This window comes from Methylophaga sp. UBA2689 (genome assembly GCA_002354555.1).
Taxonomy (GTDB): Bacteria; Pseudomonadota; Gammaproteobacteria; order Nitrosococcales; family Methylophagaceae; genus Methylophaga.
The window spans coordinates 14063-30749 of record DELT01000015.1 but is presented as its reverse complement, the minus strand read 5'-3'; the positions used below and the strand labels follow the sequence as shown (position 1 = coordinate 30749).

General features: G+C 46.2%; 20 protein-coding genes and 1 pseudogene. 14 read left to right on the top strand and 7 right to left on the bottom strand.

All coding sequences use genetic code 11. The features are described from left to right. The first annotated feature begins 321 nt into the window (after positions 1–321). From B3M51_RS01395 to hisC, 10 genes are read left to right on the top strand one after another with little or no spacing between them, the layout of a single operon-like run. Positions 322–1128, top strand: a complete 807-nt coding sequence (locus B3M51_RS01395; protein ID WP_292756308.1) for an ABC transporter ATP-binding protein — start codon at positions 322–324, stop codon at positions 1126–1128. Then, positions 1125–1907 (top strand): lipid asymmetry maintenance ABC transporter permease subunit MlaE, encoded by a 783-nt coding sequence (mlaE, locus tag B3M51_RS01390; protein ID WP_292479384.1) that lies wholly within the window; start codon positions 1125–1127, stop codon positions 1905–1907. The genes B3M51_RS01395 and mlaE overlap by 4 nt, the downstream gene beginning before the upstream one ends. Then, the gene (mlaD, locus tag B3M51_RS01385) at positions 1908–2372 is read left to right on the top strand and encodes an outer membrane lipid asymmetry maintenance protein MlaD (protein ID WP_014705895.1); all 465 of its coding nucleotides are present in this window, start codon (positions 1908–1910) and stop codon (positions 2370–2372) included. It abuts the gene before it with no gap. A gap of 1 nt (position 2373) precedes the next feature. Further along, positions 2374–3000: an MlaC/ttg2D family ABC transporter substrate-binding protein gene (locus B3M51_RS01380; RefSeq protein WP_292479383.1), complete on the top strand. Its 627-nt coding sequence runs from the start codon at positions 2374–2376 to the stop codon at positions 2998–3000. Beyond that, on the top strand, positions 2997–3293 hold the full coding sequence (locus B3M51_RS01375; RefSeq protein ID WP_292479382.1) for an STAS domain-containing protein: 297 nt from the start codon (positions 2997–2999) through the stop codon (positions 3291–3293). The genes B3M51_RS01380 and B3M51_RS01375 overlap by 4 nt, the downstream gene beginning before the upstream one ends. Before the next feature lie 21 nt (positions 3294–3314). Then, positions 3315–3539, top strand: coding sequence for a BolA family protein (locus B3M51_RS01370; RefSeq protein ID WP_292756305.1), 225 nt, complete (start codon positions 3315–3317; stop codon positions 3537–3539). Between the two features lie 30 nt (positions 3540–3569). Then, entirely contained in the window at positions 3570–4856 is a 1287-nt protein-coding gene (murA, locus tag B3M51_RS01365; RefSeq protein ID WP_292479381.1) for a UDP-N-acetylglucosamine 1-carboxyvinyltransferase, read from the top strand. 1 nt (position 4857) lies between these two features. Next, positions 4858–5493, top strand: coding sequence for an ATP phosphoribosyltransferase (hisG, locus tag B3M51_RS01360; RefSeq protein ID WP_300497491.1), 636 nt, complete (start codon positions 4858–4860; stop codon positions 5491–5493). After that, a complete protein-coding gene (gene hisD, locus B3M51_RS01355) occupies positions 5486–6790 on the top strand; it encodes a histidinol dehydrogenase (RefSeq protein WP_292479380.1) in 1305 nt (434 codons plus the stop codon). Before hisG ends, hisD begins: the two co-directional genes overlap by 8 nt. Then, entirely contained in the window at positions 6790–7845 is a 1056-nt protein-coding gene (gene hisC / locus B3M51_RS01350) for a histidinol-phosphate transaminase (RefSeq protein ID WP_292479379.1), read from the top strand. Before hisD ends, hisC begins: the two co-directional genes overlap by 1 nt. Here hisC and B3M51_RS01345 read toward each other — a convergent pair. After that, a complete protein-coding gene (locus B3M51_RS01345) occupies positions 7842–8510 on the bottom strand; it encodes a DUF4124 domain-containing protein (protein WP_292479378.1) in 669 nt (222 codons plus the stop codon). The genes hisC and B3M51_RS01345 overlap by 4 nt on opposite strands. A 27-nt stretch (positions 8511–8537) precedes the next feature. Between B3M51_RS01345 and B3M51_RS01340 the strand changes: the two genes are divergently transcribed. After that, entirely contained in the window at positions 8538–9299 is a 762-nt protein-coding gene (locus tag B3M51_RS01340; RefSeq protein ID WP_292756302.1) for a sulfite exporter TauE/SafE family protein, read from the top strand. A gap of 239 nt (positions 9300–9538) precedes the next feature. On the opposite strand, the gene pyrE is transcribed toward B3M51_RS01340, so the two are convergent. From pyrE to B3M51_RS01310, 6 genes are read right to left on the bottom strand one after another with little or no spacing between them, the layout of a single operon-like run. Then, the gene (gene pyrE, locus B3M51_RS01335) at positions 9539–10180 is read right to left on the bottom strand and encodes an orotate phosphoribosyltransferase (protein ID WP_292479376.1); all 642 of its coding nucleotides are present in this window, start codon (positions 10178–10180) and stop codon (positions 9539–9541) included. Next, positions 10177–10779 (bottom strand): methionine biosynthesis protein MetW, encoded by a 603-nt coding sequence (metW, locus tag B3M51_RS01330; protein ID WP_292756300.1) that lies wholly within the window; start codon positions 10777–10779, stop codon positions 10177–10179. The genes pyrE and metW overlap by 4 nt, the downstream gene beginning before the upstream one ends. Then, positions 10779–11927: a homoserine O-succinyltransferase MetX gene (metX, locus tag B3M51_RS01325; RefSeq protein ID WP_292479375.1), complete on the bottom strand. Its 1149-nt coding sequence runs from the start codon at positions 11925–11927 to the stop codon at positions 10779–10781. Before metX ends, metW begins: the two co-directional genes overlap by 1 nt. A gap of 21 nt (positions 11928–11948) precedes the next feature. Beyond that, positions 11949–12524, bottom strand: a complete 576-nt coding sequence (locus tag B3M51_RS01320) for a YggT family protein (RefSeq protein ID WP_292479374.1) — start codon at positions 12522–12524, stop codon at positions 11949–11951. Next, positions 12517–13350 carry a pyrroline-5-carboxylate reductase gene (proC, locus tag B3M51_RS01315; protein ID WP_292479373.1) on the bottom strand — a complete coding sequence of 278 codons (834 nt, stop codon included), beginning with the start codon at positions 13348–13350 and terminating at the stop codon, positions 12517–12519. The genes B3M51_RS01320 and proC overlap by 8 nt, the downstream gene beginning before the upstream one ends. A 48-nt stretch (positions 13351–13398) precedes the next feature. After that, positions 13399–14097 carry a YggS family pyridoxal phosphate-dependent enzyme gene (locus B3M51_RS01310; RefSeq protein WP_292756297.1) on the bottom strand — a complete coding sequence of 233 codons (699 nt, stop codon included), beginning with the start codon at positions 14095–14097 and terminating at the stop codon, positions 13399–13401. Positions 14098–14188: 91 nt separating this feature from the next. Between B3M51_RS01310 and B3M51_RS01305 the strand changes: the two genes are divergently transcribed. From B3M51_RS01305 to B3M51_RS01295, 3 genes and pseudogenes are all read left to right on the top strand, one after another. Further along, complete coding sequence (locus tag B3M51_RS01305) at positions 14189–15226, top strand: type IV pilus twitching motility protein PilT (RefSeq protein WP_014705911.1); 1038 nt, start codon at positions 14189–14191, stop codon at positions 15224–15226. Between the two features lie 9 nt (positions 15227–15235). Then, positions 15236–16378 (top strand): PilT/PilU family type 4a pilus ATPase, encoded by a 1143-nt coding sequence (locus B3M51_RS01300; protein WP_292479451.1) that lies wholly within the window; start codon positions 15236–15238, stop codon positions 16376–16378. A 109-nt stretch (positions 16379–16487) separates the two neighbouring features. Further along, positions 16488–16687, top strand: a pseudogene (locus B3M51_RS01295) (hypothetical protein); the annotation flags it as partial.

Sequence of the window (16687 nt, the reverse complement as noted above, 5' to 3'; positions counted from 1 at the left end):
TCAGGTGAAGCATTAATCACTATTTTCTCATCAACTTCCTGACGAGTAGGGCCGTGCGCTGTGGCTACCAAAGGTAAGGCGATAACTGCGGCTGCAACGATTTGCAAAAATTTCTTCATTCTTAAATTTCTCCGTTTGATCGGTGGTTTACCAAAATATCTGCAGGAACTTTGAGTCAATACCCATAGAACTAGTTCCTCAAACTTAACATGGCGACAACACTTTAGCCGATACAGAATGGTTTTTCCACACAGCGATTTGACTTACCAACAGCGATTCAAGAAAATTACCGATCTTTATATCTAATATCGGCAGTAATAAATGGCGCCACTGATCAAAATCAGGGATTTGTATTTTAACCGTGGAGACAAAGTTATCTTCAGCGGTGTGGATATTGATATCTACCAAGGTAAGGTAACCGCTATCATGGGGCCGAGTGGTACGGGTAAAACCACGCTGCTGAAACTGATTGGCGGTCAGCTTAAACCGGATCGCGGCACTGTTGAAGTTGACGGCCAAAATGTCCACAAGCTTTCTCACTCCAAGCTCTACGAATTGCGCAAGCGAATGGGAATGTTGTTTCAAAGTGGTGCGTTGCTCACCGATCTGAATGTTTTTGAAAATGTTGCTTTTCCATTGCGTGAACATTCCAGATTACCCGAGTCCATGATTCGTGATTTGGTGTTGATGAAACTTCAGGCAGTGGGGCTAAGAAATGCCAGGGATATGATGCCGGCTGAGTTATCTGGTGGTATGGCACGCCGAGTTGCTTTGGCCCGGGCCGTCACACTGGACCCGATGATGATTATGTACGATGAGCCTTTTACCGGACAGGATCCCATTTCAATGGGGACGCTGGTGAATCTAATACGCCGCATCAACGATGCAATGGGGCTCACCAGTATTATCGTATCTCACGATGTCGCTGAAACCACCAAGATTGCTGATGAAATTTATCTGTTATCCGGCGGAAAGGTCATTGAGAAAGGTGATCCCGACACGCTGAAAACTTCTGGCTCGGAGTGGGTCAAGCAATTTTTACAGGGGTTGCCAGATGGACCGGTTCCGTTTCATTACCCGGGTAATGATTTTAAAAATGATCTGTTGAATTCAAAGGAAACACAATGATCGAGCTGCTGCGCAGCCTTGGTCGCTGGGGACAAAATACCTTTCAGCGACTTGGACGGGGCCATTTGTTCTTAGTGCAGATGCTGGCAGGGATTCCAAGCTCGGTATTCCGCTTTTCACTGGTTATTCAGCAATTATTTTATGTGGGCGTTTTATCAATACTCATCATATTGATATCCGGCTTATTTGTCGGCATGGTTCTTGGGCTTCAGGGGTATAATACGCTGGTAGATTTTGGTGCTGAAGAATCCTTAGGTGTGCTGGTTTCATTGTCATTAGTCAGAGAACTTGGTCCGGTTGTCAGTGCATTACTGTTTGCTGGTCGAGCTGGTTCGGCCCTGACGGCTGAAATCGGTTTAATGAAAAGTACAGAACAGTTATCAGGTATGGAAATGATGGCTGTTGACCCGATGCGCCGTATCATTGCTCCAAGGTTTTTAGCCGGTCTTATATCCATGCCATTACTGGCCGCTATCTTCAGTGCTGTAGGAATATTTGGTGCTTTTTTGGTTGGACATGGCCTGCTCGGTGTCGATGATGGTGCTTTCTGGTCGCAGATGCAGGCTAAAACTGACTGGTATGAAGATATCCTGAACGGGGTAATAAAAAGTATTGTCTTTGGTTTTGTCGTGACATGGATTGCTCTGTTTGAAGGTTATGATGCTTCACCAACTTCGGAAGGTGTGGGGCGCGCCACAACGCGGACAGTTGTCCATTCCGCTTTCGCTATTCTCGGCCTGGACTTTGTTCTGACTGCGTTGATGTTTGGAGATGTTTAAATGAATTCGAAAAGAAGTACCGAAATTATGGTCGGTTTGTTTGTCGCCGCTGGCATGGCAGCCTTATTTGTGTTGGCTATGAAGGTCAGTAACCTTGGCGATATTACTGATGAAAAAGGCTATGAAGTCGTCGCCAATTTTCAGAATATTGGTGGTTTGAAGCCACGGTCTCCAGTAACGATGGCCGGGGTAAGAGTTGGTCGTGTGACATCAATATCACTGGATCCTGACACCTATGATGCAAAAGTCACCATTAATATCTATCCACAGTATGACAACATTCCGATAGATACCTCTGCCAGTGTCTTTACTGCAGGTCTGCTGGGAGAGCAATACATCAGTCTATCGCCGGGTGCGGATGATTTTTTCCTGGAAGACGGTGATGTGATTGATTTAACGCAACCGGCAGTAGTACTAGAGCAGGTAATTGGCCAATTCTTGTACAGTACAGCGGAAGGTGAATAAGATGATTAAACTTAAACAAGTTTCTCTCCAGTTTATAGCAGCATTTATGCTGGGTATGCTGGCGTTCAGTGCATCTGCTCAGGCGATGCCGGAACCACAGGCTTTAGTCAAAGAAGCCTCAGACAATATGCTGAAAGCTTTGAAGGACAACGAAGCTGAACTGGAAACCAATCCGCAGAAAATCTATACGCTGGTTCAGGATATTCTGTTTCCGCATTTCGATTTTGAGCGTATGGCCAAGCTGGCATTAGGTCTAAGCTGGCGCGATGCTTCACCTGAACAACAAGCTAAGTTTGTTGAAGAATTCCGTTTGTTACTGGTCAGAACCTATGCCACTGCAATGCTGGAATATACCAATGAAGAAATTCGGTTTTTACCTTTTCGTGATGATGTGGAAAAAGGTCGGGTAAGTGTGCCAATGGAAGTTGTACAACCAAACGGTCCATCAGTTCCAATGGCATTATCACTCTATAAAAACAAGAACGATGAATGGAAAGTTTATGATGTCAAAATTGAAGGCATCAGTCTTGTGACTAACTACCGTTCATCATTTAACCGTGATATCAGAACCAGCGGCATGGATGCTTTGATAGAAAGTCTTGCCAAACGTAATGATAAAGCCAGATGATGAAGCTGATTTTTGATGATGCCACCAAACGTATCCTGGTATCTGGTGAGTTGACGTTTGATACGGCAGCTAGCGGTATCAATATGACAGATCAATTGTTTGCTGAAACGGATACGCTCGATGTTGATTTAACTGAAGTCAGTCGCAGTGATAGTGCCGGATTGGCCTTATTAATCGAATGGATGCGTCAGGCTGAAAAATTAAATAAGCCGATTCGTTATTTTAATATGCCAGCACAGATGCTGGCGATGGCAGAAGCAAGCGGACTGGAAGAACTTCTTCCTCTGCAATAACTATAATTTAAGTGGTGAAACATGAAAGCAGCAGATATCAAAGTAATGATTGAAGCAGGCTTACCTGATGCTGATGTTGAAGTGTTTGGTGAAGATGGCCAGCATTTTGATGCGCGGGTTTTTAGTCCGTCATTCTCTGGAAAAAGCCTGATAGAACAACACCGTATGGTCAAAGCAACCTTGGGTAACAGCTTCAGTAGTGGTGCTGTGCACGCATTGTCACTGAAAACGGGCGTCTCTCGCTAATCCATTCCCTTAATCTTCCAGAGCAAACTCATGGACAAATTAATCATTAAAGGTGGTGTCGCGCTGGATGGCGAGATCCGTATTTCCGGTGCCAAAAATGCGGCGTTGCCGATACTGATGGGCGCATTGTTAGCTGATTCGCCAGTTCGTATTGGCAATGTGCCACATTTACATGACATTACAACCACTCTTGAGTTGTTAGGCCGTATGGGCGTAACGCTAACCGTTGATGAACGTTCAGGGGTGTTAATTGATCCTTCGACGCTGACCATTACCGAAGCTGCTTATGATCTGGTCAAAACCATGCGGGCATCGATTCTGGTGCTGGGGCCGTTACTGGCCCGTTTCGGTAAAGCGGATGTATCTTTGCCGGGCGGCTGTGCGATTGGTTCGCGTCCAGTGGATCTGCATTTGCGTGGTCTGGAGCAGATGGGCGCAGAAATTAAAGTGGAAAACGGTTACATTCGAGCTACCAGTGGTAAAGGCCTCAAAGGTGCTCATATCTTTATGGATCAGGTCACGGTAACCGGTACTGAAAACCTGATGATGGCGGCAACGCTGGCTAAAGGTACAACCATAATTGAAAATGCGGCGCGAGAGCCGGAAGTTGTTGATTTGGCCAAATACCTGAATCAAATGGGCGCGAAAATTACCGGTGCCGGTTCGACAACGATTCAGATTGAAGGGGTGGAAAAACTGAATGGTACTCATTATGCGATTCTTCCAGATCGTATTGAAACCGGTACTTATCTGGTGGCAGCAGCAATTACTCGTGGTCGTGTCAAACTCAAGGATACCGATGCCAATCAGTTGGAAGCGGTATTGCTCAAGCTGGAAGAGGCTGGAGCAAAAATTGAAATTGGTGAGGATTGGATCTCCCTGGATATGGAAGGCAGACGTCCTAAAGCTGTCAATATTCGTACCGCTCCTTATCCGGCTTTCCCAACGGATATGCAGGCTCAGTTCACTGCGCTGAACAGTATTGCAGATGGGCAGGCTACTATTGTCGAAACCGTTTTTGAAAATCGCTTTATGCATGTGCAGGAAATGCAGCGTATGGGCGCAAATCTGCAAATCGAAGGTAACACGGTGGTGTGCAAGGGTCAGGAAAAGTTGACTGCAGCACCGGTGATGGCAACTGATTTGCGGGCATCAGCCTGTCTGGTTCTGGCGGCTCTGGTAGCCGAAGGAGAAACCCAGGTCGAGCGTATTTATCACATTGATCGTGGTTATGAATGTATAGAAGAAAAATTGCAGCAATTAGGTGCACGCATCCGCCGTATCCCAACCCAGGCAAGGGTGGCCTCTAATGGCTGAAATGATAACGCTGGCTCTATCCAAAGGTCGCATATTTGAAGAAACTCTGCCGCTTCTGAAAGCGGCTGGTATCGAGCCATTGGACGATCCGGAAAAAAGTCGCAAATTGATTCTGGAAACCAATCTTCCGGATGTGCGCCTCATTATTGTGCGTGCCTCTGATGTTCCTACTTATGTGGAATATGGTGGTGCTGATCTGGGCGTGGCAGGTAAGGATGTATTGATGGAACATCCGGAGGCCGAGCTTTATGAACCGGTTGATTTGAATATCGCGCGCTGCAAATTGATGACTGCTGGTAAAAAAGATGCTGAAGAACCGCAGGGCCGTTTGAAAGTAGCGACCAAGTTTGTCGAGAGCACCAAGCGTTTTTATGCCGAGCAGGGGCAGCAAGTCGAGATCATCAAACTTTATGGCTCCATGGAGCTGGCACCTCTAGTGGGTATGGCGGATCGAATTGTCGATGTGGTGGATACAGGTAATACGTTACGAGCTAATGGTTTGATACCAATGGAACATATCGCGGATATAAGTTCGCGATTGGTGGTCAATAAGGCATCCATGAAAACCAAACATGCGCGTATCCAGCAATTTATTGAGCAGATCCGCAAAGCAGTAAAAGAGCAGGCAAATGATTGAAATAAGTGAATTGAATTTCCAGCAAGCTGATTTCTGGCCAAAGCTTTCCGAGCTGTTGGCCTGGGAAGGTGTCTCTGATGCGGCAATAACCGACACGGTTAGAAATATTCTGGCAGATGTTAAACAACGTGGTGACCAGGCCGTCGTTGAATACAGCCAACGATTTGATCGGGTTAAAGCAACCGCTATGGCAGAACTGGAAATTCCATTGGAACGGGCTGCAGCGGCATTGAAATCTATCCCTGCTGCACAACGTCAGGCGTTGGAAAAAGCAGCTGAACGTGTACGTCAGTACCATGAACACCAGAAACAGGAATCTTGGCATTACGTAGAGGCTGATGGCACTTTACTGGGTCAACAGGTCACGCCATTGGATCGGGCCGGGCTGTATGTCCCTGGTGGTAAAGCCGCTTATCCTTCATCGGTATTGATGAATGCCATTCCAGCCAAAGTCGCCGGGGTCCAGGAATTAATCATGGTGGTGCCGACACCGGATGATGAAGTAAATGATCTGGTGTTAGCGGCTGCAGCGATTGCGGGTGTTGATCGAATTTTTGCAATTGGTGGCGCGCAGGCTGTTGCAGCGTTGGCTTATGGCACCGAAACAATTCCACAGGTCGATAAAATTGTAGGACCGGGCAATATCTTTGTAGCGACTGCAAAAGGCATGGTGTTCGGGACCGTGGGTATTGATATGATTGCCGGACCATCAGAAATTCTGGTGATTTGTGATGGCAAGACCGATCCAGACTGGATTGCCATGGATCTGTTTTCTCAAGCTGAACATGATGAAGATGCGCAATCGATTCTGATTTCTCCTGATGCAGATTTTCTGCAGAAGGTGAAACAATCCATTGCTCGCTTGTTACCAACCATGGAACGTAAGGCCATTATTGAAACGTCACTGAATAATCGTGGGGCAATGATTCTGGTCGAGGATATGCAGCAGGCGGTTGAAGTCTGCAATTATATTGCGCCAGAACATTTGGAATTGTCCGTTGATGAGCCGATGGAAATGGCCAAAAAAATACGTCATGCCGGTGCGATTTTTATGGGACGTTATACTCCTGAAGCATTGGGTGATTACTGTGCCGGACCAAACCACGTATTGCCGACATCCCGAACTGCCCGTTTCAGTTCGCCTCTGGGCGTTTATGACTTTCAAAAACGTTCCAGCCTGATTCAGGTCTCACCACAAGGTGCCCAAAGTCTCGGCCAAGTTGCATCAGTGCTGGCGCGCGGTGAAAGTCTGACTGCACATGCTCGCAGTGCTGAGTATCGTTTACAGGAAAAATAATGAGCCGCTTCTGGAGTGATTTTGTTCATTCATTAGAACCTTATGTGCCGGGTGAGCAACCGCGCGGGCATAATCTGGTTAAGCTCAATACCAACGAAAACCCGTTCGGTCCCTCGCCCAAAGTGCTGGAAGCCATTCGCATGGCCACAACCGAGCGTTTACGTTTGTATCCTGTTCCTGATGGCGGCCCATTAAAACAGGCAATTGCTGATTACCATAAGGTACCAGCCGAAAGTGTGTTTGTTGGCAATGGTTCGGATGAAGTATTGGCGCATGTGTTTAATGCTTTTTTCAAGCATGGAAAGCCGGTTTTGTTTCCTGATATCACCTATAGTTTTTATCCGGTGTATTGTCAGTTATATGAGATTGATTCGGTTTTAGTGCCATTGAATACTGACTTTGCAATCGATATCACCGACTACGAACGTGATAACGGCGGTATTATCCTGCCCAATCCCAATGCCCCGACTGGCTGTTTATTATCGCTGGACGACATTCGTCGGCTGGTGGAAATGAACCGCGACACGGTGGTGGTCATTGATGAGGCGTACATCGATTTTGGCGGTGAAACTGCGATTCCGTTAACGCAAAGATTCCCAAACCTGCTGGTCACCCAAACCTTGTCTAAGTCTCGTTCTCTGGCAGGTATGCGCATTGGTTTTGCGGTAGGTCATCCAGAGTTGATTGAAGCATTGGTCAGGATAAAGGATAGCTTTAATTCCTATCCGCTTGATAGTCTGGCGATTGCTGCCGGGGTCGCAGCTTATCAGGATGAGAGCTACTTTAAACAATGTCAGCAACAAGTTATTAGTGAGCGCGAATGGCTAACTCAGTCTATGACAGAATTGGGTTTTGAAGTTTTGCCTTCGGCGGCGAATTTTGTGTTTGCCAAACATCCGCAACACGATGCTTCAACATTAGCGGCGGGCTTGCGGGAAAAAGGGGTGATTGTTCGCCACTTTAACAAGCCGAGAATTGATCAGTTTTTACGGATCAGCATTGGCAACCATACTGAAAATCAATTATTGATGAGCCAACTCGATTTGCTGGTTTAATTTTCTGTCGCGGTGCCCAGCAGTTCACGTAAGCGCTGACGATCCAGTTCATATTGCATATTCAGCGTATCAATTTCAGTTTGTAACTGTTGAATGCTTGACTGATTATTATCAAGTTCCTGTTGCGCAGCTTGCAGGCGACTTTGCAGATTGGCACTGAGACCAATACCGCTTAATTCATTATCGGCAGCTTGCTGTTGTACCTGCTGCAATCGTTGCTGCAAACCCTTACGCTTCTTTTTTAATACTTCAATACGTTTTTCTCGGTATTGCAGGTCTTTATTACGTTCATTAAGCAAATCCTGTTCGGATTGATAGGCGGAAAGCAGGTTATGATCATAAATAGCCTGTTTACGTCGTTTTTCGGCTTCTATTCTGGCGGCTTCTTTAGCCTGTCTTTGTTGCTCGAGCTCCAGTTTTTTCTGTATTTCACGCTCAGCTATTTCCGCTTCAGTCGGTGCAGGGGGAACCCGTTTAATAACCCGCATCGTTTTCTCATCCAGAATATCGTAACCTTGTTGTGCAACTTCTGCCGGTAACGTTTTGCTTATCGTGGGTATACCGTTTTCGTCAGTAAAACGGTACAGTTGATCCGCGGATACGGTGGTGGCGATTAATAATGTTGCGCTTAGCATCAAAGCCGCTACAAAGCGTATTGAAATCATTATGTTTTCCCAGAGAGCCTTATTAAATTGAGCTTTATTGAACATTTTATTCTGTTTGTCATTTCTTTGCTGGCAAATACTTTTTCGGCATTAAGTGGCGGTGGTGCAGGATTAATCCAGTTCCCGGTTTTGATATTCCTTGGCTTGACGTTTTCTGTGGCTTTAGCCACCCATAAAGTGGCCAGTGTAGCGTTAGGAGTAGGCGCAGCGTTGCGTTACATTTCTACCAGCCGACTTGAACGTCAGTTTGTGATATTGCTGTTGGTGGCCGGTCTGCCGGGGGTAGTGATCGGTGGCAGTGTGATATTAATGGTACCAGATCGAATCGCAGAGATTGCCCTGGGCGTATTAACCGGATCATTAGGCATATATTCATTATTTAAACCGGCTTTAGGACAGTTATACACGCCGTTAAATCGTGAACGCAATGGTTACCTGATTGGTGCGATTATATTGTTTTTTCTGGGCATTCTAAATGGATCCCTCACCTCGGGAACCGGGCTGTTTGTGACCATATGGCTGATATTATGGTTTGGCATGGATTATCAGCGTGCAGTGGCTTATACGCTGATTCTGGTTGGATTATTCTGGAATGGTGCAGGCGCGATCACCCTGGGTATTCTGGGTGAAATAAAATGGGACTGGATTCCTGCGTTACTGTTAGGTTCATTATTGGGTGGTTATCTCGGATCCCATCTGGCTTTACGGTGGGGCAACCGGTGGATAAAACGCAGCTTTGAAATAGTGACCTTATTAATTGCTATCAGATTGATTTGGGGGCCTTTCTAGGGCTTGTTGGTTTTTCAGTCACAACCCGAAGGGCTGGGACTATTTTTGCGACCGCCTGCGTTGTATGAAATACATCCCTGTATTTCAACGCTACGCGGCCAGCGAAGCTGTTCAAATGCGTTCCAGACGCATTTGTCAAAGACTTATGTAGGAAAGCTACACGGCGTGCTTTCCACCTTGTCGGACACAAAAATAGCCGCCAGCAGTGGTGGATATGAAAGACCAACAAGCCCTAAAACTCAGACCCCATATTGTTCCCGATAGGCTTTTACCGCAGGTAAATGTTGTTGTAAGTCATGATGACCCTGCAGATAGCTGAGTAAGTCATTAAGACAGATAATACTGACAACGGGGATCTTATGTGTTTGCTCAACCTGTTGAATAGCGGATAATTCGCCCTGACCACGTTCCTGACGATCCAGTGCAATAATGACGCCTGCTGGATCAGCGCCTGCTGCACGAATGATATCGACAGATTCTCCTACGGAGGTCCCGGCGGAAATTACATCATCAATTATTAGTACCTTACCTTTAAGCTCCGCGCCGACCAGTTGTCCGCCTTCACCATGATCTTTTTTCTCTTTACGATTAAATACATAGGGTACATCGCGATCATGCTGATCGGCCAATGCAACAACTGTAGTGGATGCTAACGGGATACCTTTATAAGCCGGACCAAATAACACATCATAATCAAGCTTGGATTCGCTTATAGCCTGGGCGTAAAAACGTCCCAGCCGGGCCAATGTTGCACCGCTGTTAAACAAACCGCTATTAAAAAAATAAGGACTGATACGTCCGGATTTGAGGGTAAATTCACCAAAGCGTAAAACACCGGTTGCTAGGGCGAATTCGATAAAGTCGCGTTGATAATCTTTCATGAGTTTCCGTTATGAATCAAATAAACAGCTATCTGGCCGAACAGGTTAGGTAATAAGCGAATGCCAAGCGTATCTTTATGTTCGTGATTCACCACGCTGCGGTTCACCTCACTAAAACCATACTGGTCACAGAGCTTTTCAAAATCTTTCAAAGTACATAAATGGATATTGGGTGTATCAAACCAGGCATTTGGCAGGTTTTTGGATACCGGCATTTTGCCCCGTAACCCGAGTTGAAAACGGCATTGCCAATGGCCGAAATTAGGAAAACCGATAATTCCCTGTTTGCCAACCCGCATGATTTCTCTGAGCAGAAAGTCAGGACGTTTAACTGCCTGAAGGGTTTGTGACAGAATGACAAAATCAAAGCTCTGATCACCGAACTGACTGAGACCTTCATCCAAATCTGCCTGAATGACGTTAACACCACCTGCAATACATTCGGAAAATTTGCTGTTATCTATTTCCAACCCGTAGCCGGTGACATTGCGTTGTTGCAGATGTTTTAACAAAGACCCATTGCCGCAACCCAGATCGAGCACATGGGCATTATCTGGGATCCAGTCACTGATAATTTGTAAATCAACCCGTAAAGTCATCAGCTATTCACCTCTTTTGCAACTTGCTGCATATAGCTGGCAAAGATTTCCATGTAGCGGGGGATAGGCATCAGGAAAGCATCATGTCCCTGCGTGGCTTCAATTTCGGCATAACTTACTGACTTGCCGGCACTGAGCAAGGCATCGACAATTTCCAGTGAGCGTAAAGGTGAAAAACGCCAATCACTGGTAAACGAAATAATCAACGATTTGGCCTGAATGGCTTTGACTGCTTGTGTCAGATCGTCGTCAAACTCCTTGGCCGGGTCAAAATAATCCAGTGCTTTGGTCATTAGTAAATAGGTATTGGCATCAAAACGTTCTACAAAGCTTGAGCTTTGATAACGTAAATAACTCTCGATCTGGAACTCAACATCATAGCCATACTGAATTTTGCCACTGCGCAATTCACGACCAAATTTTTCGCCCATTGCTTCATCGGACAGATAGGTTATATGGCCCAACATTCTGGCCAGTCCCAGTCCCTGTCGTGGAACAGTATCGAATTCCTGATAGCGGCCCTCATGAAATTCAGGATCAGACTTAATGGCTGTCCGGGCTACTTCATTAAATGCAATATTCTGTGCGGATAATTTTGGCGCTGCAGCGATAACCAGAGCATGACCAACCCGCTCGGGCAGTGTAATTGCCCAATCCAGGGCTTGCATGCCACCAAGGCTACCGCCAACCACCGCGGCCCATTTATGGATGCCTAATGAATCCGCCAGTATTGCCTGACTTTTTACCCAGTCAGCGACCGTCACAATGGGAAAGTCGGGACCATATAATTTGCCGGTTTCAGGATTAATAGTATTAGGGCCTGTGGAACCTTTACAACCGCCAAGATTATTTGGGCACACCACAAAAAAGTGATTGGTATCAATGGCTTTTCCTGGCCCAATCGCCGTATCCCACCAGCCGGGCTTACGGTCTTCCAGAGAATTAAACCCTGCAGCATGATGATCGCCAGACAAGGCATGGCATATAAGTACAGCGTTACTCTTTTCTGCGTTTAACGTGCCATAAGTTTCGTAAATCAAATCGAATTGTGGCAACGTTCGCCCACAATCCAGCGCCAACGGCTTATCAATATGCAAATGAGAAGGGGTTACCAATCCGACAGAGTCAGCTGGCAGGGAGTCCGACATAATGTACTGTGTCCTATAAAATTAATACTGGGGGTACGCTGTGCCGAGCAATAAAGGCATCACCAGCATCGACAGAACCTGTAGCCCTAAGATGACAACCAATGGCGATAAATCAATTCCCCCCATTAACGGCATCCTTTTGCGTACTGGGTCCAGCAAAGGCGCATTTATCGCCTGAATCAGACTGGCGACGGGATTATAACCTTGAGGGGCCAGCCAGCTAAGCAGCACTTCAATAATAATAGTCACCGTAAACAGACTGATAAACAGTGAGAATAATTCTGCAGCAGTCAGCAGGACCAAGCCAATGAGGGCGGGCCATGCCCCCGCCAGACTCAGCAACAACGTCAGTTTGACTAATGTGACCAGAATCAATAGCAGCAAAACGGCAGAATCAAATTTTCGGGTACTGGGCATAAAACTGCGTAACGGAGCACAAAGTGGCTCGGTGATTCGGATAATTGTCTGAATCAGGGGATGGGTAAATGAAGTTCTTATCAGCGGTAACAGCAACCGTATGGCAACGATATACATATAAAGCTGGAAAAGTGTTTCAATCAGAAACATCAGCGGATTTGAAAAATAGCTATTAGGCATGGTCTTGTCCCAGTTCATTGGCCAGCTCTCTTGCGCGTAATGCCGCGGCCACTAATGCGTTCTCAAATAATCCATGTAAGCCACCATCTTCCAGTTCATGAATAGCTCTTTCGGTCGTGCCGCCCGGAGAGGTGACCTGTTTACGCAAAGTGCTGGCGGATTCGCCACTTTCAAGGGCCATTTTAGCGGCTCCGAATGCGGTTTCCAAACATAATAGTCGTGCGGTTTCCTGCGGTAAACCAAGTTCAATAGCCGCATTTTCCATCGCTTCCATCACCAGAAAGAAATAGGCGGGGCCACTACCGGAAACGGCAGTAACGGCATCCATGTGTTTTTCTTCATTTAGCCAGATTGCCAAACCACAGGCACGCAAGATGGATTCCGCCAGTTCATGCTGCTTGTGGTTAACATATTCATTTGCAAATAGCGCGGTAGCTCCGGCTTCAACCAACGCTGGGGTATTGGGCATTGCACGTACAATTGCAGCCTGTGGTTTATCCAGCCAGCGGCTGATATCTTCAATACGGATGCCGGCGGCAATTGAAATGAGTAATTGTTTTTCTTGCCAGGAAGAGTGAAGCGCTTTAACAACCTCCTGTAGTTGCTGAGGTTTGACAGCAATAATGATGACATCAGCGCCCTCGATAGCTTTTTGGTTGCTGGTAAACGTCTGCACAGGATATTGACGGTTAAGTGACTCAAGTGTTGCGGCATGTTTATCGGCAACATGGATATTTTCAGCTGGCATGCCATTGGCGATCAAGCCTCCAATCAAACTGCGCGCCATATTTCCACCGCCGATAAAGGCGAGCTTGCAAGGTATCATTTAAACTTTCTCCATTGGGACGGATTCTTCAATGCTGTAGTGTACTGGTTATTGTTTATTGGGTGTATGTCTCTCACCAAACAGTGCTGTCCCGATCCGGACCATGGTGCTGCCTTGCGAAATAGCGGCCTGCATATCAGCTGACATTCCCATTGATAAAGTATCAACAGTAGTGTGGGCGGTTTTGAGTTGAGAAAAAAGCTGCTGCGCCCGGCCAAAGGCGTCGAGCTGTTGTTCAACCGTTTCTGCTATTGCCGGAATGATCATTAAACCGCTTAACCGAACATTTTTCAGCTGGCTTACCGCAGCAGCAAGTTCGATTAAACCGTCAGGATGAACACCTGCCTTGCTCGCTTCATCGTCAATGTTGACTTGCAGACAGATATTCAATGGTGGTTTTTCAGTCGGGCGCTGGTCAGATAACCGTTGCGCAATTTTAAGCCTGTCCACACTTTCAACCCAATCAAAGTTGGCAGCAATGTCACGGGTCTTGTTGGATTGAACTGGGCCGATAAAATGCCATTCCAGTTCTAAATCTGCTAGTTCTGCGATTTTTTGTAAGGCTTCCTGCAGGTAGTTTTCACCAAAGCGTGTTTGTCCTGCTTCAGCTAGCTCACGTAGCCGGGATGCCGGCCAGGTTTTGCTGACAGCAAGTAATTTCACTGAGCCTGGGGAGCGATTAGCCTGTTGTTCTGCCAATTTGATGAAGTTCATCACAGATTGCAGACGTGTTTTTGAATTTGTCATGTTGCAAGCCAGTCTGGAGCGCGCTACCTTTAACAGTATTCGCTATGTTGTCATCGACATGTAGCCATCATTATCGAATTAAGGAATGTGCATGGATATTACTGAATTGCTGACCTTTAGTGCAAAAAACAATGCATCCGATTTGCACATCTCCTCTGGTGAGCCGCCAATGATTCGGGTTGATGGCGATATAAAACGCATCAATTTGCCCGCCATGGAGCACAAAGAAGTGCATGCCATGATATATGACATCATGAATGACCGTCAGCGTAAGGATTTTGAAGAGTTTCTGGAGGCAGACTTTTCGTTTGAGATTCCCAACCTGGCGCGTTTCCGTGTCAATGTGTTTAATCAGAACCGGGGGGCAGCGGCCGTTTTCCGGACCATTCCTTCAACGGTGCTGACACTGGAAGAATTGGGTGCCCCCGAAATTTTCAAACAGATTTCCGATAATAATCGCGGTATTGTGCTGGTCACCGGACCGACCGGTTCCGGTAAGTCGACCACCTTGGCTGCAATGATTAATTATCGGAATGAAAAAGATAACGAACATATTCTGACCATTGAAGACCCCATCGAATTTGTACATCGCAGTAAGAAATGTCTGATCAATCAGCGTGAAGTGCATCGTGACACCCATGGCTTCAGTGAGGCGTTACGTAGTGCTTTGCGGGAAGATCCCGACATTGTTCTGGTCGGGGAGTTACGGGATCTGGAAACCATTCGTCTGGCACTGACTGCCGCGGAAACCGGTCACCTGGTATTTGGCACTCTGCATACCTCATCAGCGGCAAAAACGATAGACCGTATTATCGACGTATTTCCGGCGGCGGAAAAAGATATGGTACGTTCAATGTTGTCAGAATCACTGCGGGCAGTAATTTCTCAAACATTGCTGAAGAAAGTCGGTGGAGGGCGAATCGCCGCACATGAAATCATGATTGGTACACCGGCTATCCGTAATCTGATTCGTGAAGATAAAGTCCCGCAAATGTATTCTTCAATTCAAACAGGGGGTGCCTTAGGAATGCAGACATTGGATCAGTGTTTGCAGGATTTGGTACGTCGTCAGCAAATCACCAAGCATGAAGCATTACCCCGTGCCGTGAACAAGGATCTGTTCCGTTAGGAGATCATGATGGAAATAGTCACTATTCTTAAGGCTGCGGTAAAACACGAAGCCTCTGATATTTTTATTACTTCAGGTCGGCCTGCTACCTTGAAAGTAAATGGCCGCATGGCAACGCTTTCGCAGGAACCTTTAACTGAAGAAGAAGCGCGTGAATTGGTGTTGAGTACGATGAACGATGAACAAAAACGTACTTTTGAACGCGATAAGGAATGTAATTACGCTATTGATACCAAAGGTGCCGGCCGCTTTCGGGTCAGTGCGCTGTATCAACGCAGTCGAATTGCCATGGTTTTACGTCTGGTAAAAGGGGAAATCCCGACCATTGAAGAGCTGCATGTTCCAGAGATTATCAAAGAACTTGCCATGACCAAGCGAGGACTGGTAATGTTTGTAGGCGCAACTGGAAGCGGTAAATCAACAACGCTGGCTGCGATGATTGGTTATCGAAATCAGAACAGTACCGGTCACATACTGACAATTGAAGACCCAATTGAGTTTGACCATAAACACGCAGGATGTGTGGTTACTCAGCGTGAAGTTGGTGTCGACACCGATTCCTATGAAGTTGCGTTGAAAAATTCATTGCGACAGGCACCTGACGTGATTATGATCGGTGAAATCCGTAGCAGGGATACTATGGACTACGGTATTTCATTTGCTGAAACCGGTCATTTATGTTTGTCGACTCTTCACGCCAACAATGCTAATCAGGCGATGGAGAGGGTGATTAACTTTTTCCCGGAAGATCGGCATCAGCAATTATTTCTTGATTTGTCTCTAAACCTTAAAGCTGTTGTAGCACAACGGCTGATTCCCAAAAAAGATGGCTCCGGGCGGGCGGTTGCAGTTGAAGTTTTGCTCAATACGCCTTTAGTTGGAGATTTGCTCGAAAAGGGTAAGGTTGCCGAAATCAAAGATGTTATGAAACGTTCTCGGGAACTGGGAATGCAAACGTTCGATCAATCTTTATATGATTTGTATAAAGCGGGAGAAATTTCATACGAAGATGCATTGCGAAATGCTGATTCAAGTAATGAAGTAAGGTTGATGATTAAGCTAGGATCTGAGACTGGTGAACTCCCTGTGGACGCTGGTGCCCAAGCATTATCTCTGGAAATGGAAAACGACCCTATGGATAGCCGGTTTTAATTTTCAGGGACATAATTAAGGTTAAATATGCCTTTTTTTTAATATGTTACACTTCAAATGTAAATCGTATTATTATGATGTCTGAATCTGAACACATGGATTAACCACCGTGTCAGCCAAGATATCAACAAACGATTACCAACTAAGCAATAAATCTAAAGGAACTAAAACTATGAATATTACAGTTAAATTAACGGCAGCATTGCTGACGATTGGTTTGCTGGCTGGTTGTGCAGGTCCAAATCAGCGTGCGTATCAAGATTATACTTTGTGTTCTGCTCTTGGCGGTGCCGTTGGTGGCGCAGCAGT